This window comes from Psychroflexus salarius, from assembly GCF_900129035.1.
Taxonomy (GTDB): Bacteria; Bacteroidota; Bacteroidia; order Flavobacteriales; family Flavobacteriaceae; genus Psychroflexus; species Psychroflexus salarius.
On sequence record NZ_FQTW01000006.1, the window covers coordinates 70,592 to 94,244 of the forward strand.

The 23,653-nt window shown below is 35.0% G+C and carries 13 protein-coding genes; all 13 read left to right on the forward strand.

Going from position 1 to position 23,653, the window contains the following annotated elements:
- The first annotated feature begins 16 nt into the window (after window positions 1-16).
- The 13 genes from BUB82_RS08425 to sov all read left to right on the forward strand — a co-directional run bounded on the left by BUB82_RS08425 (window position 17) and on the right by sov (window position 23,651).
- Window positions 17-3,091: a TAT-variant-translocated molybdopterin oxidoreductase gene (locus tag BUB82_RS08425; RefSeq protein WP_073193270.1), complete on the forward strand. Its 3,075-nt coding sequence runs from the start codon at window positions 17-19 to the stop codon at window positions 3,089-3,091.
- Between the two features lie 29 nt (window positions 3,092-3,120).
- On the forward strand, window positions 3,121-4,578 hold the full coding sequence (gene nrfD / locus BUB82_RS08430) for an NrfD/PsrC family molybdoenzyme membrane anchor subunit (protein WP_073193180.1): 1,458 nt from the start codon (window positions 3,121-3,123) through the stop codon (window positions 4,576-4,578).
- 2 nt (window positions 4,579-4,580) lie between these two features.
- Window positions 4,581-5,105: a DUF3341 domain-containing protein gene (locus BUB82_RS08435; protein ID WP_073193181.1), complete on the forward strand. Its 525-nt coding sequence runs from the start codon at window positions 4,581-4,583 to the stop codon at window positions 5,103-5,105.
- Window positions 5,106-5,112: 7 nt separating this feature from the next.
- Window positions 5,113-5,694: a c-type cytochrome gene (locus tag BUB82_RS08440; RefSeq protein ID WP_073193271.1), complete on the forward strand. Its 582-nt coding sequence runs from the start codon at window positions 5,113-5,115 to the stop codon at window positions 5,692-5,694.
- A gap of 24 nt (window positions 5,695-5,718) precedes the next feature.
- Window positions 5,719-7,101: a quinol:cytochrome C oxidoreductase gene (locus BUB82_RS08445; RefSeq protein WP_073193182.1), complete on the forward strand. Its 1,383-nt coding sequence runs from the start codon at window positions 5,719-5,721 to the stop codon at window positions 7,099-7,101.
- A gap of 26 nt (window positions 7,102-7,127) precedes the next feature.
- Window positions 7,128-8,192, forward strand: coding sequence for a cytochrome c oxidase subunit II (locus tag BUB82_RS08450; protein WP_073193183.1), 1,065 nt, complete (start codon window positions 7,128-7,130; stop codon window positions 8,190-8,192).
- 8 nt (window positions 8,193-8,200) lie between these two features.
- Window positions 8,201-10,021 (forward strand): cytochrome c oxidase subunit I, encoded by a 1,821-nt coding sequence (locus tag BUB82_RS08455; RefSeq protein WP_073193184.1) that lies wholly within the window; start codon window positions 8,201-8,203, stop codon window positions 10,019-10,021.
- Window positions 10,022-10,093: 72 nt separating this feature from the next.
- Window positions 10,094-11,116: a Holliday junction branch migration DNA helicase RuvB gene (gene ruvB, locus BUB82_RS08460; RefSeq protein WP_073193185.1), complete on the forward strand. Its 1,023-nt coding sequence runs from the start codon at window positions 10,094-10,096 to the stop codon at window positions 11,114-11,116.
- 11 nt (window positions 11,117-11,127) lie between these two features.
- Entirely contained in the window at window positions 11,128-12,447 is a 1,320-nt protein-coding gene (locus BUB82_RS08465) for a cytochrome P450 (protein ID WP_073193186.1), read from the forward strand.
- Complete coding sequence (gene queG, locus BUB82_RS08470; RefSeq protein ID WP_073193187.1) at window positions 12,444-13,385, forward strand: tRNA epoxyqueuosine(34) reductase QueG; 942 nt, start codon at window positions 12,444-12,446, stop codon at window positions 13,383-13,385. The genes BUB82_RS08465 and queG overlap by 4 nt, the downstream gene beginning before the upstream one ends.
- A gap of 99 nt (window positions 13,386-13,484) precedes the next feature.
- Window positions 13,485-15,770 (forward strand): NADP-dependent malic enzyme, encoded by a 2,286-nt coding sequence (locus BUB82_RS08475; RefSeq protein ID WP_073193188.1) that lies wholly within the window; start codon window positions 13,485-13,487, stop codon window positions 15,768-15,770.
- A 55-nt stretch (window positions 15,771-15,825) separates the two neighbouring features.
- On the forward strand, window positions 15,826-16,407 hold the full coding sequence (gene ruvA, locus BUB82_RS08480; RefSeq protein WP_073193189.1) for a Holliday junction branch migration protein RuvA: 582 nt from the start codon (window positions 15,826-15,828) through the stop codon (window positions 16,405-16,407).
- Between the two features lie 5 nt (window positions 16,408-16,412).
- On the forward strand, window positions 16,413-23,651 hold the full coding sequence (sov, locus tag BUB82_RS08485; protein ID WP_234949776.1) for a T9SS outer membrane translocon Sov/SprA: 7,239 nt from the start codon (window positions 16,413-16,415) through the stop codon (window positions 23,649-23,651).
- Window positions 23,652-23,653 lie beyond the last annotated feature (2 nt).

Sequence of the window (23,653 nt, forward strand, 5' to 3'; positions counted from 1 at the left end):
AAATTTGAATCAAGATATGTCATCAGAAAAAAAATATTGGAAAAGTGCCGATCAATTAGATGATCAGAATCCAGTAGTTGAAGCACTTGAGCAAAAGGAATTTGCAGAGCATATTCCTACAGATGAATTCTTAGGTGATAAAGAAAAACTTGACAGCTCTCAAACTAGCCGTCGTGATTTCTTAAAATACGTTGGTTTTAGTACTGCTGCAGCTTCTTTAGCTGCATGTGAAGGACCAGTCATTAAATCAATTCCTTATGTAGTTCAACCAGAACGCTTAGTTCCTGGTGTTGCTGATTATTACGCAACCACGATAGCAAACGGGTTTGACTTTGCCAGTGTTTTAGTTAAAACACGTGAAGGACGACCAATTAAAATTGATAATAACACTTCTGCCAGTAACTTTACAGCTGGTAAAGCTAGAGTACACGCTTCAGTTTTAGGGCTATATGACATTAAACGTCAACAAAACCCGCAAATTGAGGGCAGAGATGCGACATGGACAGAATTTGATGATCGGGTATCACAAGATTTAAAAAATATTGGTGATAAATCAATAGTCCTATTAACACAAACCTACGCAAGTCCATCTGTTAACAGACTTATAAAACAGTTTAAGGAAAAGTATACAAACGTAGAACATATTGTATATGATGCTATTTCTGAAGAAGCAGCTCTAAATGCGTATAGAAACAAGTACGGTATTCGAGCTTTAGCTAATTATGATTTCAGTGAAGCTGAAACTATTGTTGGTGTTGGGGCAGACTTTTTAGGTGATTGGCAAGGTGGTGGATTTGATGCATCTTATGCTAAAAGCCGAGTTCCGAATAACGGAAAAATGTCTAAGCATATTCAGTTTGAAGCTAATATGACCTTAACTGGTGCCAACGCTGATCAACGCGTGGCCGTAAAGCCTTCAACTCAAAATCATGTTTTGGTAGAGATTTATAATCAAATAGTTGGCAGAGTTAGCGCTACAAAACTTGATGATAAAACAGCAAAAAAAGTTAATTCAGCTATCAAGGCGCTTAAAAAAGGTGGTAAAAAATCTGTTTTTGTTACAGGCATTCAAGATGAAGGCGCCCAACAAATGGCGCTGGAGATTAACGCTAAACTTCAAACTGAATTAATAGACTATACAAATCCAAGAATGATTCGTCAAGGTGAAAATTCAAAAATTAATACCTTGATTGCTGATATGAAAGCAGGTAAAGTAGGTTCACTAATGATTGCTGGTGTAAATCCACTTTATAGTTTACCAAATGCCGATGAGTTTGAGTCGGCTATGAGCAAAGTAAATAGTACTGTAGCATTTAGTATGAAATTAGATGAAACAGCTAAAGTTGCAAAATACGTTGCTGCAACACCACATTACCTTGAATCTTGGGGTGATGTTCAACTTGCTAAAAACACTTTCAGTTTAGTGCAGCCTACAATTCAGCCACTTTTTAACACAAGGCAGTTTGAAGACACATTACTAAAATTAATTGGTGGCAGTAAATATTACGATTTCATCAAAGAAACATTTAATCAAAAATTTGAAGGTTTATCTTGGAATCAGAGCCTACATGACGGTATTTTTGAATACAGCTCTAACAGTACTGAAGAATCAGACGAAAAAGAAAATGAATTTAATGCAAGTTCGGCGGCTCAATCATTATTAAGCAATTCGGCTGAAGGTTTAGAACTAACTTTATATACAAAAACATCGCTTGGAGACGGTCAGCAAGCCAATAATCCTTGGCTTCAGGAGATGCCAGATCCTATCACAAGAACATCTTGGGATAACTATGTGACACTTTCTAAAGTTGATGCAGATAAAATGGGAATCACTAATAATAGTGTTGCTAATGGTGCTTTAAATGGTGATTATGTTAAAGTTAACTTAAATGGTAAAACCATAAATAAAGTTCCTGCGTTAATTCAGCCTGGTCAAGCACCTGGATCTATTGGTTTGGCATTAGGTTATGGCAAAACAGAAGCCATTCAAGAAGAAATGCAAGTAGGTGTTAATGCTTACAAACTTTATAAAGATTTTAATCCTAGTCAAACTGTAAGTATTTCAAAAGTTGAAGGTATCCATGAATTCGCTTGTGTACAGTTACACAATACGATGATGGGTAGACGAGATATCGTGAAAGAAACAACTCTTGAAGTATTTAATACAAAAGATAAATCTTATTGGAACGATACACCAAAAGTATCTTTAAACCATGAAGAGGTAAAAGTAACTTCACCAGAAGTTGATATGTGGGAAGAATTTGACCGTTCAATTGGTCATCATTTTAACTTATCTATCGATTTAAACTCTTGTACAGGCTGTGGCGCATGTGTTATAGCATGTCACAGTGAAAATAATGTACCTGTAGTAGGTAAACAAGAAGTTAGAAAAAGTCGTGATATGCATTGGTTGCGTATTGACAGATACTATTCTTCAGAGGAAAGTTTGCAAGGTGATTACGATAAAAAAGATGATATTTCAGGTTTAAGTCAATCCTTAAATCAATTTGAAGAACTAGAGCAACCATCTCAAACAGATGTTCAAGTTGTTTTCCAACCTGTCATGTGTCAACATTGTAATCATGCACCATGTGAAACAGTTTGTCCAGTTGCAGCATCTGCACATAGTAGACAAGGTCAAAATCATATGACCTATAATAGATGTGTTGGAACACGTTATTGTGCTAATAACTGTCCATATAAAGTTAGAAGATTCAATTGGTTCTTATACAACCAGAATGATGAATTTGATTATCACATGAATAATGATCTAGGTAGAATGGTTTTAAACCCTGATGTTACCGTTCGATCTAGAGGTGTCATGGAAAAATGCTCTATGTGTATACAAATGACACAGAAAACTATCCTCGATGCTAAGAGAGATGGTAGAGAGATAAAAGATGGTGAATTTCAAACAGCTTGCTCAGCAGCATGTGATAAAGGTGCAATGGTGTTTGGAGATGTAAATGATAAAGAAAGTAAAGTGGTTGAAAAATATGAAGATGATAGAATGTACCACTTACTTGAATATTTGGGCACTAAACCAAATGTGATGTATCAAACTAAAGTAAGAAACACAACAGAAGCTTAACTAATAAGAAATTAATTTAATAGAGTATTATGTCTCATTACGAAGCGCCTATTAGAAAACCTTTAGTTACTGGTGATAAATCATATCACGACGTGACAATTGATGTTGCAAAACCAGTTGAAGGTAAGGCTAACAAATCATGGTGGATAGTATTTTCAATATCTCTTATAGCATTTTTATGGGGACTTGGATGTATCGTCTACACTGTATCAACAGGTATTGGAACTTGGGGTTTAAACAAAACGATTGGCTGGGCCTGGGATATTACCAATTTTGTTTGGTGGGTCGGTATTGGTCATGCGGGAACTTTGATTTCTGCAGTACTTCTACTGTTTAGACAAAAATGGCGTATGGCTATTAACCGTTCTGCAGAGGCTATGACTATTTTCTCAGTTGTACAAGCAGGTTTATTCCCTATTATCCACATGGGTCGACCTTGGTTAGCTTATTGGGTATTACCTATTCCAAATCAATTTGGTTCATTGTGGGTTAACTTTAATTCACCACTTTTGTGGGATGTCTTTGCAATTTCAACCTATTTATCGGTGTCGTTAGTATTTTGGTGGACTGGTTTATTACCTGATTTTGCAATGATACGTGATAGAGCAGTAAAACCATTTCAAAAACACATTTACGGAATATTATCTTTTGGTTGGTCTGGTAGAGCGAAAGATTGGCAGAGGTTTGAAGAAGTTTCACTTGTACTTGCCGGTTTGGCAACGCCTCTTGTACTTTCAGTTCATACCATTGTATCTTTTGACTTTGCAACTTCTGTAATTCCAGGTTGGCACACTACGATTTTCCCACCATACTTTGTTGCAGGGGCAGTATTTTCTGGATTTGCAATGGTAAACACTTTATTAATTGTAATGAGAAAAGTGTCAAACCTTGAAAACTATATCACTATACAACATATAGAGTTAATGAATATCGTAATTATGATTACAGGATCTATTGTTGGTGTGGCCTACATTACAGAGCTTTTTATGGCTTGGTATTCTGGAGTTGAGTACGAACAATTTGCATTCCTTAATAGAGCAACCGGACCTTATTGGTGGGCTTATTGGGCAATGATGACTTGTAATGTATTCTCACCACAGTTTATGTGGTTCCCAAAATTAAGACGTAGTATTATGTTCTCATTCTTTATCTCAATAGTGGTTAATATTGGTATGTGGTTTGAACGCTTCGTTATTATTGTAACATCTTTACACAGAGATTATATGCCTTCAGCTTGGACTATGTTCTCTCCTACTTTTGTGGATATTGGGATATTTATTGGTACAATAGGTTTCTTCTTTGTATTGTTTTTATTGTATTCAAGAACTTTTCCAGTGATTGCTCAGGCTGAAGTAAAATCAATTCTTAAAAGTTCAGGAGAAAATTTCAAAAGAATTAGAGCTGAAAAGGGTGACGATGCAAAACTTTATAACGAAGTTGAACAAGGCGAAATGCCAGATTTCAGTGAAGAATTTAATAAAAAATAGTTATGGCAACTAAAGTAATACAAGCAATCTATACTGATGATGATATTTTAATGAACGCTGTAAAATCAGTTAAAGAGAAAAAATATCACATTGAAGAAATATATACGCCTTTTCCAGTTCACGGACTTGATAAAGCGATGGGATTACCACACACGCGATTGGCAATAACTTCGTTTTTATATGGAGTTGTAGGCTTAACAGTAGCTGTAGTGATGATGAATTTCATTATGATTGAAGATTGGCCTCAAAATATCGGTGGAAAACCTAGTTTTAGCTACATTCAAAACATGCCAGCATTTGTTCCGATTATGTTTGAATTGACGGTATTTTTTGCAGCCCACTTAATGGTAATAACATTTTATATGAGAAGTAAACTGTGGCCATTTAAAAAAGCTGAAAATCCTGATCCAAGAACAACTGACGATCGTTTTTTGATGGAAATATCAGTTAACAAGAAAAATTATCAAGAAGTAACTGAGTTAATTTACAAGTCTGGTGCTTCTGAAATTAAACTTAAAGAAAATTAAATTGAACATGAAAAATTTTCAACTTATAATAGTTACATTATTAGGCCTAATTTTTACTTCTTGTGGAGATAAAAATGAGCCTGCAAGTCAATACTTTGCTAATATGTACTACACTGTTCCGTATGATACTTACGGTGAATATGAAATTTTTGAAAACGAGCAAGAAGCAAAAAAACCAGTAGAAGGTACAATTAAAAAAGGTTGGATGCCATATGAATATGAAGATAATACTGAAGGCTATGAAAAAGCTAAAACAGAACTAATAAATGATTTAGCTTATACAGAAGAAAATATAGAAGAAGGTAAAGAACTTTATAACATATATTGTGCAACATGTCACGGTGAAAAAGGCGACGGTAAAGGTTATTTGGTTGAACGTGAAAAAATATTAGGTGTCCCAAGTTACGATGATAAAGGTAGAGCTATAACCGAAGGTAGTGTATATCATGTCATGTATTACGGAATTAATACAATGGGTTCTTATGCTTCGCAAATGAATACTAAAGAATTATGGCAAGTGGATATGTATGTCATGAAACTTAAAAGAGATTTGGAAGGCGTCGAGCAACCAGAATTTGAAAATAAATAATCATAAACATCAAGATTAGAAGTTATGTATAAGATGTCTAAAAAGTTACAGCTAACTGCAATAATACTTATGATAGTAGGCGCAGTTGGATTGATTTATAGCTTTGTTTCAACTCCAGCGAGCGTTCAAGAGGTTGAAGAAATGCTGGCTCACGATGAACATCATGGTGAACATGAAACTTCAGCAACTCATCAATCAGGTATGAAACAAAATCATGAGAACTTAAATCATGAAAACAAAGCAAAGCATACATCAGATGATAGTCATAATAAAAGCCATGCAGAAACCGAAGGTCATGAAAAAAGTCACGCTGAACACGTATATGATCAACTCAAAAACAAGCCATGGTCAGCAATCTACACCTCTAGTTTATTCTTTTTCTTGATAGCTTTAGGTGCATTTACATTTTATGCGATTCAAAATGCATCACAAGCTGGTTGGTCTCCTGTAATATTTAGAGTTATGGAAGGTATCTCTAAGTTTATATTACCAGGTGGTATAATTGTATTTGTAATTTTAGTTTTATCAACATTACAATTAAATCATTTATTCATTTGGATGGATCCTTCTATTGTAGAGCATGATGAAATAATTAGTAATAAAACAGGATATCTAAATGACAGCTTCTTCTTAATTAGAGCAGCAATTTATATAGTAGGTTGGGTTTTATTGTCAAGAGTTATTGTTAAAAACTCGAGAAAGCAGGATGAAAATCCAAGCCTTAAATTGCACAAGAAGAACTTCAAACTATCAGCAATCTATTTAGTATTTTTTATCGTAACTGAATCGATGATGTCATGGGATTGGATTATGAGTATTGATACACACTGGTTTAGTACATTATTTGGCTGGTATGTGTTTGCAAGTATGTTTGTTGCTGGTATTACAACTATCGCATTAGTGACTATTTACCTAAAAAGTAGAGGATATTTAGAATTTGTCAATAATAGCCACATACACGATTTAGCCAAATTTATGTTTGGTATTTCTATTTTTTGGACATATTTATGGTTCTCTCAGTTTTTGTTGATTTGGTATTCAAATATACCTGAAGAAGCAGTTTACTACATCGCTAGGTTTAATGATTATCAATTACCATTTTTAGGTATGGTAGCCTTGAACTTTATATTCCCATTACTTGTTCTTATAAATTCAGATTTCAAAAGAGTAAATTGGATAATAGTTATGAGTGGTATAGTTATATTGATTGGGCATTACCTAAACTTCTTTGTTATGATTATGCCTGGAACAGTTGGTGAATCATGGTTTATTGGTATTCCAGAAATAAGCTCAATACTTCTTATTTTAGGTCTTTTTATATTTGTTGTATTTAAAGCAATATCGAGTGTTCCTCTGTTAGCAAAAAACAATCCATACATAAAAGAAAGTAAGCATTTTCACTATTAATTAAATTAAAGATTAAATAAATTAAGATGACAATACTACTCGTTATTATAATTATTGCGTTACTAGGTATTACATTTTGGCAAATGTCAAAAATATTCAAACTATCTAAACCTGTAAATAGCAATGACACACAGATAGCTGACAACAAAGACAATCAAACGCAGGGTAAATTAATGCTGGCTTTTGTAGTTTTCCTTTATTTGTTCATGTTTTACTCGTTTTGGGAGTATAGCAGATTCTATCTTCCAGAAGCCGCTTCTGAACACGGAACTGACTACGACCAGTTAATGTTTATTTCATTAGGACTAATTATGTTCGTGCAAATCATAACGCAAGGCCTATTACATTGGTTCTCCTACAAATACAAAGGCGAAAAAAACAAGAAAGCTTTGTTTTATGCTGATAATGATAAATTAGAGTTTATCTGGACAATTATTCCAGTAATTGTTTTAGCTGGTTTGATTATCTACGGACTTTTCAGCTGGAACGACATAATGAATGTTGAAGAAACTGAAGATACTTTAGTTGTTGAAATTTACGCTTATCAATTTGACTGGAGAGCTAGATATGCTGGTGAAGATAAAACATTAGGTAAAGCTAACGTTAGATTTATTGAAGGTGTTAACCAACTTGGTTTAGATGAGAGTGACCCTTATGGTAAAGATGATATTATTGTAAACGAATTACACTTACCAAAAGGAAGACCTGTGTTATTCAAATTTAGGTCTCAGGACGTCTTGCATTCAGCATACTTTCCATTCTTTAGGTCACAAATGAATGTTGTGCCTGGCATGATAACTCAGTTCGGTTTTACGCCTACAACAACTACTAAAGAAATGAGAAAAAGTGAATACATGGTTGATAAAGTTGAAAACATCAACGAAATTCGCAAAGAAAGAAGTAAAGAGTTAGTAGCCGAAGGCGAAATGGAACTTGATAATTACGAGTTTGATTATTACTTGTTATGTAATAAAATATGTGGCGCATCACATTACAATATGCAGATGAAAATTGTAGTTGAAGAAGAAGAAGACTATAATGAATGGATTAAAAAACAACAAACATTTCAAGAATTAACAGCACAAAATTAATATAAGGTATGTCAGTAGCTTTAGAACATAATGCAGAAAACCATGCTCATGAGCACCACGATCATAAGCAAACTTTTATAGAGAAATACATTTTCAGTACCGATCATAAAATGATTTCTAAACAGTATTTAATTACTGGTCTAATTATGGGGATTGTTGGGATTGCTATGTCTATTTTATTTAGACTGCAATTAGCTTGGCCAGGTGAATCTTTTTGGATATTTGATGCCCTGCTTGGAAAATTTGGAAAAGATGGAGTGATGGACCCAAGTATTTACTTGGCTCTTGTTACAATTCACGGTACAATAATGGTGTTTTTTGTGTTAACAGCAGGTCTAAGCGGTACTTTTAGTAATTTATTAATTCCATTACAAATTGGTGCTAGAGATATGGCTTCAGGCTTCATGAATATGATATCTTACTGGTTATTCTTCATCTCTAGTGTAATCATGCTGAGTTCGCTCTTTGTAGAGTCTGGACCTGCTTCTGCTGGATGGACGGTTTATCCACCATTAAGTGCGCTTCCTCAAGCTATAAGTGGTTCAGGATTAGGTATGACATTATGGTTGGTCTCAATGACGTTTTTTATTGCATCATCTCTTCTAGGATCATTAAATTATATTGTCACTGTACTTAACTTGAGAACTAAAGGTATGTCTATGACGCGTTTACCTTTAACGGTTTGGGCATTTTTTGTAACAGCAATTATTGGCGTAGTTTCATTCCCAGTTTTATTGTCAGCGGCGCTTTTATTATTAATGGACCGTAGTTTTGGAACTTCATTCTTTCTAAGTGATATCTATATTCAAGGTGAAGTTTTAGCTTATCAAGGTGGTTCACCTGTTTTATACGAACATCTCTTTTGGTTTTTAGGTCACCCTGAAGTTTACATTGTACTTTTACCGGCACTAGGTATTACCTCTGAAGTTATTGCAACAAATGCACGTAAGCCTATTTTTGGTTACCGCGCCATGATCGCATCTATTTTAGCCATCGCATTTCTTTCAACAGTGGTTTGGGGTCACCATATGTTTGTGTCAGGTATGAATCCATTCCTTGGTTCAGTGTTTACATTCACAACGCTATTAATCGCAATTCCTTCAGCTGTAAAGGCGTTTAATTATATTACAACACTATGGAAAGGTAATCTCCAAATGAATCCAGGCATGCTGTTTTCAATTGGTCTGGTTTCAACTTTTATTACAGGTGGATTAACTGGTATTATTTTAGGTGACAGTACGCTTGATATCAACGTACATGATACTTACTTTGTTGTCGCTCACTTTCACTTGGTAATGGGTGTCTCTGCCTTGTATGGTTTATTTGCTGGCGTTTATCACTGGTTCCCGAAAATGTTTGGAAGAATGATGAATAAAAACTTAGGTTATGTTCACTTCTGGATAACTGCTATTGGTTCTTATGGTGTATTTTTCCCAATGCATTTCATTGGAATGGCAGGCTTACCAAGACGTTATTACACAAACACAGCTTTCCCTTATTTTGATGATTTGGCTAATGTAAATGTATTAATTACAGTATTTGCAATTATAACAGCAGCCGTTCAGTTAGTATTCCTTTACAATTTTATTTATTCGATTTTTTATGGTAAGAAAGCGACTCAAAATCCTTGGGAATCTACTACATTAGAATGGACAACTCCGGTTAAGCATATCCACGGAAACTGGCCAGGCGAATTACCTACAGTTTACAGATGGTCTTATGATTACAGTAAGAGAAATAAAGATGACAGTGATTATGTAATTCCTGGACAAGATTATATTCCTCAAAATGTACCTGTACAAGATAATGAAGAAGAAACAATGCATTAATTACTTCTTTAACTAATAAACTAAGCTAAAGCCTTTCTATAACAGAAAGGCTTTTTCGTTATATTTGTGAGTATGAATGAAAACCTAAACCCAGATTCAGCTAACCAAAATCAAGAAGAAGTTGAGTTTGAACGTGCTTTGAGACCAATTAGTTTTGATGATTTTGCAGGACAATCTCATGTCTTAGAGAATCTTCAGATCTTTGTGAAAGCAGCTAACTTAAGAGGCGAAGCCTTAGATCATACCTTATTTCATGGTCCACCAGGACTTGGAAAAACAACTTTGGCCTATATTTTAGCAAACGAATTAGATGCCAACATAAAAATCACTTCTGGACCTGTTATAGATAAACCAGGAGATTTGGCGGGTTTACTTACAAATTTAGAACCACGAGATGTGCTATTTATCGATGAAATTCACCGATTGAGCTCGGTTGTTGAAGAATACTTATATTCAGCGATGGAGGATTACAAAATTGATATCATGATTGAGTCTGGACCAAATGCAAGAAGCGTAGAAATCAATCTCAATCCTTTCACCTTAATCGGGGCAACAACTCGCTCTGGACTATTAACTTCACCAATGCGTGCTAGATTTGGCATTTCAAATCGTTTAGAATATTACACAACTGAATTATTGAGTGACATTATATTAAGAAGTGCTTATATTTTAGGAGTAAAAATCTCACAAGAAGCAGCCATAGAAATTGCTTCAAGAAGTCGTGGTACGCCTAGAATTGCAAACGCTTTATTAAGGCGGGTAAGAGATTTTGCTCAAATTAAAGGCAATGGAAAAATTGATATCGAAATATCAAAATATAGCCTAAAAGCGCTAAACGTAGATGATCACGGTCTAGATGATATGGATAATAAAATTTTAAACACAATCATCAATAAATTTAAAGGTGGCCCAGTTGGCTTAAATACTTTATCAACAGCGGTTGGAGAAAATGCAGAAACAATAGAAGAAGTCTATGAACCTTTTTTAATTCAGAAAGGCTTTATACACAGAACACCACGTGGACGTGAAGTGACAGAATTGGCCTACAAACATTTAAACAAAATAAAACCTTCAGAACAAGGCGGATTATTTTAAACATTAATTATATGAAGGCATTGCCTAAAGTTTCAAGTATAGAATTCTTAAAACATTCAGCACAAATCCTGAAAAACCCACTTCCGTTTCATGAAAAAAATTTCAAAAAGCTTGGGGATACCTTTCAGCTTGAATTAGGCTTTGGAAAATATGTGGTGTTTTCTAAAAGCCATGAATTAGCGCTTGAGGCACTTCAGAAAAATCAAAAAAACTTCAAAAAGTCCAAAATTCAAACTGAAGATTTAGTTAAATATGTTGGCAAAGGTCTTTTAACTGCAGAAGATGAAGACTGGAAAACACAACGTCAACTTTTGCAACCAACATTTTATAAAAAAAATATCGAAGGTCTTTTAGAAATTATGGAATCAACCATAAAAGATGAAGTCGATAAAATTAAACCAAATACTGAAGTTGATGCCTTCCCGATATTCAATGACCTCGCATTTAAAGTTGTAGCACGGGCATTATTTAGCGACGCTATAACTTCAACTGAAATTACACGCCTGCAACACATTACTGAAGAAACCCAACAGATGCTTGTCAGAGAACTTAGGCAACCTTATAAAAAATGGTGGTTTAGGTTAAGCGGAATTTTAAAAGAAAAGCTTAAACTCACAGCTGAAGCCAAATCAATTATCACAACAATTATTCAAAAAAGACGTCAGTCAGAAGAACAACCTGATGACTTATTGAACCTCTTAATGCATTCTACCTACGAAGACGGCTCATTTATGACTGAAGAAAAGTTGCTAGATGAAATTTTAATTTTATTCATCGCTGGCCACGAAACTACTTCAAACGCCTTATGCTTTACAACGCAGCTTTTAGCGCAAAACCCAGCTAAACAACAAAAGCTAGAACAGCAAGTAGCAGAGCATTCAAACAACACCAACTTAATAGATCGCTTAAAACACAACACTTATGCTAATTTGGTTATTGAAGAATCTATGCGATTATTTCCACCGGTGTATTTTATAGATCGCGTTAATAAATCTGAAGTTATTCACGACAATTATATCATCCCACAAGAAACTGATTTATTATTTTCAATCTACGAAATTCATAGAAACCCTAAGCTCTGGAATAATCCTAAATCCTTCATTCCTGAACGTTTTGAAGATGCTAAACGCTATTCTAAACATTATTTCCCATTTGGAGCAGGTCCACGAAAATGTATTGGTAATATGTTTGCCATGTACGAAATGAATTTGGTACTCCAGGAACTCACCAAGAAGTTTAAAATTGAAGCCACTAGGCCAGACATTGAAATTTTACCGTTAATTAGTTTAAAGCCTAAAAATGCTATTATAAAGTTTAGTTTAAAAAATTGAAAACAGCAACATCTAAACATACCCAATTCATCAAAAAAACAGCAAAAGATTTAGGCTTCATATCCTGCGGAATTAGTCAAGCAGAATTTCTAGAAGCTGAAGCACCTCGATTAGAAAGTTGGTTAAAATCTAATGCCCATGGTCAAATGCAATACATGGAAAATCACTTCGATAAGCGTTTAGACCCAACCAAATTAGTTGAAGGTTCTAAAAGTGTTATTTCATTATTATATAATTATTTTCCAGATAAAACCCAAAATGAGAACACCTATAAAGTCAGTAAATACGCCTACGGACAAGATTATCATCATGTAATTAAAGCCAAATTAAAAACATTTATTGACCACATTAGAAACGAAATTGGCGAAGTTTCAGGTCGTGCCTTTGTTGATTCTGCCCCAGTTTTAGAAAAAGCTTGGGCAGCCAAAAGCGGATTAGGCTGGATAGGTAAACACTCTAATTTACTAAGCAAACAGGTTGGCTCATTTTACTTTATAGCCGAATTAATTTTAGACTTAGAACTTGAAACAGACACACCTGTTACAGACCATTGTGGCTCTTGTACCAAATGCATAGATGCCTGCCCCACAAACGCCATAACGCCATATCAAGTCGATGGAAGCAAGTGCATTTCATACTTCACCATCGAGCTAAAAGATGAAATCCCTAGAGAATTTAAAAATCAATTTGACGATTGGATGTTTGGCTGCGATATTTGTCAAGATGTTTGCCCTTGGAATAGATTCAGTAAACCACACAATGAGCCCTTATTTAATCCGCATCTAAATTTGCTAGAAAATACCAAAGAAGATTGGGAAGAAATTACCAAAGAAGTTTTTAATGAAATTTTTAGAAAATCAGCTGTAAAACGCACCAAGTTTGAAGGTTTAAAAAGAAACATCAACCACATCAAACAAAACAGCAACCCGAATAGTTGAAGTTTGCACTTTAATATTGCAATTAAAGAATCTAAAAATCAATAAAAACCCTAATTTTGTTGTTTCAATTTTTATAGGAAACTATAAAGAATATTCCCTATGAGTAAAGTCAGAAAAAGAAGAGAAGCCTTAGTTTATCACGCTAAACCAAATCCAGGTAAAATTGAAGTTGTCCCAACAAAAAAACATGCTTCACAAAGAGATTTAGGTCTCGCCTATTCGCCTGGTGTCGCAGAGCCTTGTATTGAAATCAATAAAGATAAAAATAACGCTTACAAGTATACGAATAAAGGTAATTTAGTTGCGGTTATTAGCAATGGGACTGCTGTTTTAGGTCTTGGTGATATTGGAGCTGAAGCTTCAAAACCTGTTATGGAAGGAAAAGCTTTGCTTTTTAAAATCTTTGCAGATATTGATGTATTCGATATAGAAGTTGATGCCAAAGATCCAGAAAAATTTATTGAGACCGTTAAAAATATAGCACCAACTTTCGGCGGAATAAACCTAGAAGACATTAAAGCGCCAGAAGCCTTTGAAATTGAAAACCGCCTTAAAGACGAGCTCAATATTCCAGTCATGCATGACGACCAGCATGGCACGGCAATCATTTCTGCAGCAGCCTTAATCAATGCGCTTGAAATTGCTAACAAAAATATTGAAGATATTAAAATTGTAGTCTCTGGCGCAGGTTCAGCAGCTATCGCTTGTACAGATTTATATGCATTCATGGGCGCCAAAACCGAGAATATTTTCATGTTTGATATTGATGGTTTGGTTTCTGAAAATAGAACTGACCTACTGCCTAATCAAATGAAATATGCACAGAAAGACCAACATCTAAAAATGGTTGATGCCATTAAAAATGCTGACGTCTTTTTAGGGCTATCAGCTGGCGGTGTTCTTAAGCCAGAAATGCTTAAATCAATGGCTAAAGATCCGATTGTTTTTGCCATGGCAAATCCAGAGCCAGAAATTGAATACGATTTAGCAAAATCAACTAGAGATGATGTGATCATGGCTACTGGACGCACAGATTATCCAAACCAAGTCAACAACGTCCTAGGCTTTCCTTATATTTTTAGAGGCGCACTCGATGTGCGTGCCACTAAAATAAATGAGGAAATGAAAATGGCTGCTGTTAAAGCAATTGCTGAACTGGCCAAAAAACCCGTTCCTGAACAAGTCAATATCGCCTATTCTGAAACTCGCCTTAATTTTGGTAAAGATTATATTATCCCTAAACCATTCGACCCAAGATTAATTGGTGAAATTCCGCCAGCAGTGGCAAAAGCAGCAATTACGTCTGGTGTAGCAAAACAAGAAATAACAGATTGGACTACTTATGAAGAAGAGCTTCTTGAACGTATGGGAAGCGAAGATAAAATTACCAGACTACTACTTAGTGGTGCCAAACGCAACCCAAAACGTATTATCTACGCTGAAGCTGATCATCTTGACGTATTAAAAGCTGCTCAAATTGTTTATGATGAAGGCATAGGAAAACCTATTTTGCTTGGCAGAAGAGAGTTGATTTTAGAGCTGATGAATGAAATTGAGTTTGATGCCAGTAACGTTCAAATTATTGATCCTAAATCTGAAAAACAACGCCAACAAAGAGAAGAATATGCCGAATTACTTTGGAAAAAGAAATCGAGAAAAGGAATTACGCTCTTTGATGCAAAAAAATTAATTCGTGAACGTAATTATTTTGCTGCAATGATGCTAGAAAAAGGTGATGCTGATGCTATGTTATCAGGTTACTCTAGAGCTTATCCAGCTGTTTTAAAGCCAATTCTTGAACTTATTGGCAAAGAAAAAGGCGTTGAAAAAGTGGCAGCTACAAACCTCATGAATACAGCTAAAGGACCTATCTTCATTAGTGATACTTCAATAAATATTGAACCTTCAGCTAACGAGTTAGCTAATATTGCTATCATGACGGCGCGTACCGTAAAAATGTTTGGTATTGAGCCTAACATGGCGCTTGTTTCATATTCTAACTTCGGCTCATCTAATCATCCAAGCGCTAAAACTGTAAAAGAAGCCATTTCAATCTTACATCAAAACCATCCTGACCTTTCGGTTGATGGAGAACTGCAAGTTGATTTTGCGCTCAATCGTAAGATGAGAAACCAAAAGTTTCCATTTTCAAAGTTGAAAAATTTAAAAGTAAATACACTTATTTACCCAAATCTTGATGCTGCAAACGCAACTTATAAGCTTATTAAAGAATTAAATAGTAGTGATTCTATTGGGCCAATCTTAATGGGACTCAACAAACCAGCACACATTTTTCAACTCGGTGCTAGTGTTGATGAAATGGTAAACATGTCTGCAGTAGCAATTGTAGATGCACAACGCAAAGAGAAAAAGAAAAGTCTATAAAACCTGGCAAAAGATTAATTTTGTTACATTTGGAAACTCTTAAAATCATCTAAAAATGATTACACAAATCATTGGTAAACTTGTTGAAAAAAACCCAACACATTTAGTGATAGATTGTAATGGTGTTGGTTACGAAATCAATGTCTCGTTACATACGTTTTCACAAATTAAAGATGAAGAATTAATCAGGCTTTACACACATCTCCATGTAAAAGAAGATGCACACACACTCTATGGCTTTGCTGAAAAATCTGAGCGAGAAATTTTTAGAAAACTAATAAGTGTTAGTGGTATTGGCACTAGCACAGCAAGAATTATGCTGTCTTCTTTATCACCAAAACAAGTCACAGAAGCTATTTTAAATGAAGATGCAGAAACTATACAAAGCGTAAAAGGAATTGGTAAAAAAACGGCACAACGTGTTATTTTAGATTTAAAAGACAAGCTTGACAAAACCGAAGAAATTGATGTTATTTCTACACCAAACCACAATAGTAACAAAAAAGAAGCGTTATCAGCATTAGAAACTTTAGGCTATAACCGAAAGGTTTCTGAAAAAGTAGTAACTACTATTTTAGCTAATGAGCCATCATCAAGTGTAGAAGATATCATTAAACTGGCATTGAAAAAATTATAATTCATTTGAAACCAAATAAATTTCTCAACTTTAAATCTCACTATTTTCTCTTTTTTGGCTTATTTGTTTGCAGCTTAACGGTAAGCGCACAAAACAGTCAAGATAGCACAAAAACAGGTTACGCTTTCGGTAGTATTTTTATGGAAGACCCATCAAGTATTTTGAAAAAATATACTTATGACCCCATTTTAGATAAGTACATCTACACCGAAAAAGTTGGAGATGTTAATGTAAAGTATCCTTTAGTTTTAACGCGCAAAGAATTTGAAGACCTCTATCTTGAAGAACAACTAAAGGCTTATTTTAAACAAAAATCTGATGCTGCTAACGGAAAAAATGACGAAGAACAAAAAAATTTAATCCCCATATTTTATGTCAACAATTCATTTTTTGAAACCATTTTTGGGGGCAACAAAATTGAAGTAATCCCACGAGGTTCTGTTGCGGTAGATTTAGGAATATTATACTCTAAACAAGACAACCCAGCCATATCACCAAGAAACCAAAGCAACTTAACTTTCGATTTTGATCAACGTATTAGCTTTGGGATGCAAGCTTCAGTTGGTAAACGCTTAAAGGTTAATGCTGAATATGATACGCAATCTACTTTTGATTTTCAAAATCAAATTAAGCTTGAATATACGCCTACCGAAGATGATATTATTCAAAAAATTGAAGTTGGTAATGTAAACATGCCTATTAACAGCTCACTAATTGAAGGTGCGCAAAGTTTATTTGGTGTAAAAACTGAGCTTCAATTTGGAAAAACAACCATTACAGGTGTATTTTCAGAATTAAATTCAGAGCGGCAGAATGTTAACGTAGAAGGTGGCGCTACAGTTCGTGATTTTGACAAGTTTATTTTAGATTATGATGAGAATAGGCACTTCTTTCTATCACAATATTTTCGTGACCAATATAACGAAGCGCTTGAAAACTACCCGTTTGTCAATAGTAAATTCCAAATTACAAGAATTCAAGTTTGGGTCACTAACCGAACTAACAACTCTCAAACCTTTTCTAACGCTAGAAATATTGTAGCCATACAAGATATCGGTGAGTCTGAACCAGAAAATATTGGTCTTTTTATAGATAACCAAGGTAATTTAACAGGATCGCCCGTACCAAACTTTATTAATAATCCTGACGGACGACCAGATAACGCTAATAACGATTTTAATCCGCTTGGCATTAATAATGGATCATCTTTACTAACAGAAAACATAAGAGATATTGCCACCGTTAACCAAGGTTTCGGTCAAGCTAATAGTTTTGTAAGTGAAGGACGTGACTATGCTATACTAGAAAATGCAAGGGAATTAACACAAAATGATTTTACATTATATCCAGAATTAGGTTACATCAGTTTAAATCAGCGCTTATCTAATGATGAAATTCTTGGGGTTGCTTTCGAATATAAAACTACAGATGGTTCAGTTTTTAGGGTCGGTGAATTTGCCAATGGTGGTCCAGAAGCAACCGAAACAACCGAAAACCCGAACATAGAAGGTGAACAAATTCCTCAGAGCCAAAACTTAGTGGTTAAAATGCTTAAAAGTCCCATCACTAATGTTAACGAACCTGTTTGGGATTTAATGATGAAAAACTTCTATAGCCTAGGCGCTACGCAACTTGAGCAAGATGGCTTTAGATTTAATATTTTATATACAGACCCACAACCCGTAAACTTTATCACTCAAGCACCAAACGCCAACGAAACTTTACCATTAGACGTAGAAGATCAAAATTTATTGAAGGTATTTAATTTTGACCAATTAAACGCAAATAATGACCCTATTAATGGTGGTGATGGATTTTTCGACTTTGTTAATGGCATTACAATAGACCCACAAAACGGCTTGATTAAATTTACAAAGGTTGAACCTTTTGGTGAATATCTCTTTAATAAACTTGACAATACACCAAATACAGGTACAGAAGACTATAATGATTTAAACACCTACAACGGCAACCAAGCCAAATACGTTTTTAGAAGTTTGTACAGAACTACAAAGACACAAGCACAACAACAAGGTGCAGATAAAAACAAGTTTCAGTTAAAAGGTCGCTACAAAGCCTCTGGTAGTGATGGCATACCCATTGGTGCTTTTAATGTTCCACGTGGTTCTGTTACAGTTACTGCTGGTGGCCGCGAACTCCAAGAAGGTGTTGATTATACCGTTAACTATGAGCTTGGTCGTGTCAACATTTTAGACGAAGCGCTTCTAGCCTCAAACACACCTATCAATATTTCAACTGAAAACAATGCTTTATTTGGCAGACAAACCAAACGTTTTACAGGTATTGATGTGCAGCATCGCTTCAACGAAGACCTTCAACTTGGTGCAACATTTTTAAATCTAAATGAACGCCCAATTACTCAAAAAGCCGATTATAATACTGAGCCCATCAATAATTCAATCTACGGCTTCAACTTTAAATATGATACTGAAGTCCCTTTTTTTACAAGGCTAGTCAATAAATTACCTAATACCGATACTGATGTTGAATCCCGTTTTTCTTTAAGAGGTGAATTTGCTTACTTAAAACCTGGCGCCCCTAAAGGAAATGAGTTTGGTGGTGAAGCAACCACTTATGTAGATGATTTTGAAGGTTCACAAACATCAATTTCAGTTTTAAATCCTGATTCGTGGGCGCTTTCTAGTGTTCCTGTTGGTTTTCGTGGACCAAACGATACCAGTGGAAATTACGATGTTAATGATGATATTAGCATCAATAACTACAGAGCAAAATTAAATTGGTACACCATAGATCCTATTTTTTACAGCTCCCAAAGACCTGAAGGAATTTCAGACCAAGATTTGTCTCAATACTACTCACGCCGTATTTTAATTAATGAATTATTCCCAAACACCGATTTAGTTCCTGGACAAATTCAAACTATTTTCTCGCTTGATTTACACTACAAACCAAGCGATCGCGGAATGTACAACTATAATCCAGCGGCTTCAACCGACGGACAATTACCTGACCCATCTCAAAATTTTGGTGGTATTATGCGCGGTCTGCAAACCACCGACTTTGAGCGAGCTAACGTAGAATTCGTTGAATTTTGGGTCATGGATCCCTTCATTTATGCTGAAAACGCAAACAACAACGGCGGCAAAGTGGTCTTAAACTTTGGAAGCATTTCTGAAGACATTTTAAAAGATGGTAGAAAACAATTCGAAAATGGTTTACCTGAAGATGGTGGCTTTTCAAATGTGATTAACACTAACTTTGCAAAAGTACCAAGTAGCCAGTCTTTGGTTTATGCTTTTGATTCTGAAGGCCAAGCTAGAGTAAATCAAGATGCTGGTTTTGACGGGCTAACTAATGTAGATGAAGCAGAAAAATTCCCTCAATTTGCTGGCTTTGAAGATCCATCACAAGACGACTTTATTTTTTATTTAAACGCTGACGGTGGCATTTTAGAACGTTATGAAAAATATAATGGCCTACAAGGCAACAACCCTGTTGAGGTAACACAGAACAATCGTGGAAACTCTGCTTTTCCTGATGTTGAAGATGTTAATCGTGACAACACCATGAACACGATAGATAGCTATTTTGAGTATGAAGTGCCGCTATTTCCCAACATGAGTGTAGAAAATAACACGAGTAATATTGCAGGCATTAATAGAGACTACATCACTGATGTAAGAGAAGTTAATGCCACTTTACCAAATGGTCAGCAAATCCCAGCAAGATGGGTTCAATTTCGAGTGCCATTACGCACTAATCAAGAATTTGCTATAGGTGGAATTTCAGATTTACGATCGGTTCGATTTATGCGAATGTTCTTAACAGATTTTGAAGAAGAAACAATTTTAAGATTTGGATCACTAGACTTAGTTAGAGGCGATTATCTAACTTATGACCAAGCAATTGTACCTGACGGAAGCGATCCTGAATTAAACTCAAATACACAATTTAATGTAGAAGCCGTAAGTGAAGAAATTACTTCTACTTATGTAACGCCACCTGGTGTAGTTAGAGAACAACTAGTTAATAATAATGTAACCGTTAGAGATGACGAAAAATCCTTAGCTTTAATTGTAAAAAATTTAGAATCTAATGACTCACGTGGAGTATTCAAAAACTACCAAATTGACATGCGCCAGTATGAAAATTTAGAACTCTTTTTACATGCTGAAGCTTTACCTGCACCAAACCCACAATTGCAGGACAATCAACTAGTAGCATTTATTAGAATGGGAATTGATTTTACTAATAACTTCTACCAAGTTGAAATTCCGCTTACGGTTAGCGACCCTACAGACATTACAGCGCGTGGCGTTTGGCCAGAAGAAAACGATTTAAACTTACCGCTTAATCTTCTCCAAGAAATTAAATCTATCGTATTAGGAAATGATGCGCTTAGCAATCTTGACTTAAACTTTTTTAATGAAGATTTATCACCTTCATCTGAAATTACACCAGGCCAACTAAGAGTTGGTATTAAAGGTAATCCAAGTTTTGGAAACATCAGAGTTTTAATGTTGGGGTTAAAAAATGCTTCAGGACAAAATGTATCAGGTAATGTTTGGTTCAACGAATTAAGACTTTCTGGTCTTAAAAATCAAGGCGGCTGGGCAGCCGTGGCTAATATGGATACTAATTTCGCTGATTTTGCCAATATTTCTGCCTCAGGAAGGCGCAGCACTGTTGGTTTTGGTGGTATTGAGCAAGGCCCGAATCAACGTAGTCGTGAAGATGTGAAACAATATGATGTGGTTACAGGCTTAAATTTCGGCCAACTTCTACCTGAAAATTGGGGTATTAAAATTCCGTTTTCTTATAGTCGTGGTGAAGAATTAATTACACCTCAGTTTGACCCGGTTTACTTAGATTTAGAACTTGAAACTTTGCTAGATAATGCGCAAGACCAAGCTACCGAAGACCAAATATTAGAACGAGCAGAAACTTACACTAGAAGGCAAAGCGTAAGCCTTATTGGCCTACGAAAAGACCGAACCAATGATGAAAGCACACCTATGCCTTATGACATTGAGAATTTTACATTTTCTGGCACCTATAATCAAGAAGACTATCGTGACTTTGAAGTTGAAAAATCTAAAGACCAAAGTGTTGATGTAAGTTTAACCTATGAATATAAAGTTGAACCATTCAAGGTTGAACCTTTTAAAAATATAGAATTACTCAATAGCCCTTATTTCAGTTTGTTGAAAGATTTCAACATTAACTTATTACCGACTTCAATCTCTGCTTCATCTAACATTAATAGGCAGTACAATGAATTGCAATTCAGAAATATTGATCTTCCACCAGGTAGTATCGGCACGCCTAAATTATATCAACGCAACTACTTTTACGACTGGCAATATGCTATTGACTATAAATTGACCGACAATTTAAATTTTAACTTCAACTCTTCTACCAACCGTATTGTTAGAAATTTTATTGATGAAAATAATAATCAAGATAATTCAGTTGGTGTTTGGGACGATTTTTTAAATTTTGGCGCACCTAATAGGCATTATCAAAAACTTCAAGTCAATTATACTTTGCCTTTAGACAAGCTTCCGTTTTTAAGTTTTGTGAGAGCACAATATTCTTATACAGGAGACTTTATGTGGCAAAAAGGTTCTGAGATTTTGCGTGGCCTTGACAACATACCTGATTTAGGGAATTCAGTACAAAACTCCTCTGCACATAATTTAAATGCCACCTTCACCATGTCAAGATTTTATAATTATCTTGGTTTGGAGAAAAAAAGAGCCAGAGGTGACCAGCAAAATCAAACCCAAAATCAAAGAGGTGTTAGAAGACGAAATAATCGACTGCAACAAGCTAACCAAAAGAAAAAAACAAATGAAGCTGAACAACTGCCGACTGAACTTAGTGTAAAAGATAAAGCCTTTAATACCTTAATTGGCTTAGTTACTGCTGTAGATAGAATTCAAGTTAATTACGCTAATACAGAAGGAATTTATTTACCAGGCTACACCAATAGCATCGGTTTTGGTGGCACATTTAAGCCAACGGCTGGTTTTACGTTTGGAAGTCAAAATGACGTACGTGAAATTGCCGCTAGAAAAGGTTGGTTGACCATGTATCAAGACTTTAATGAAGAATATACGAAAACTCAAAACGAACAACTTGATATTCAAGCTGGTATTAGACTTTTACCAGGTTTAACAATCGACTTAATTGCTAACCGCTTATATTCAGAAACCTATACCGAGAACTTTCGTGTTAACCAAAACACCCTTCAATATCAATCTATCACACCATATAGCTTTGGTAACTTCAATATTTCTACCAATATGATTAGGACAGCATTTCAGCCAAGTAGCCGAGATGTTTCTTCAACCTTTGACCAATTTAAAGAAAACAGGTTAATCATTGCCAATCGACTTGCTACACGAGCAGGCATAAACATTAACAATCCAGATAACCTTGACGAAAACGGCTATCCGATTGGATTTGGTCCTAATAGTCAAGACGTACTTTTACCATCATTCTTATCGGCATATACAGGTGAAGATGCTTCAAGCTCGAGCTTAAAAACCTTCAGAGATACACCTTTACCCAATTGGAATTTGAAATACACAGGCTTGATGCGTCTTAACTGGTTTAAAGAACGCTTTACGCGATTTTCAATTCAGCATGCTTACTCATCAAGTTTTACAGTTAACCAGTTCCAAAGTAATTTACAATACAACAGGTTATCGCCTTACAGTGAATTTAACCTAGATCAAAACGGTAATTTTAACAGTGAATTGATCATAGCGAATGTTAATTTAATAGAACAGTTTACACCATTATTGAAAATAGATTTTGAAATGAAAAATTCGGTGAGTATTTTAGCCGAATATAAAAAAGACAGAGCATTATCTTTAAGCTTTAATAATAGCTTATTAACAGAAATGCTTGGTGAAGAATATATCGTTGGCCTTGGCTACAGAATTAAAGATTTAAAAATTGTAACTCAATTTGAAGGTAACAGAAGAATATTAAGTAGCGATTTAAATTTAAAAGCCGATGTTTCTTTACGCCGAAATGAAACAATTATACGTTCTTTAGATATTGAAAATAATAGAATAACCGCAGGTCAAGACATTTGGTCTATTAACTTTACGGCAGATTATGCCTTTACAAAAAACTTAACGGCTATTTTCTTTTATGATCATGTGTTTTCTAAAAATGCGATTTCAACCATATTCCCGCAAACAACCATTAGAAGCGGATTTACAATTAGATATAACTTTGGAAACTAAAT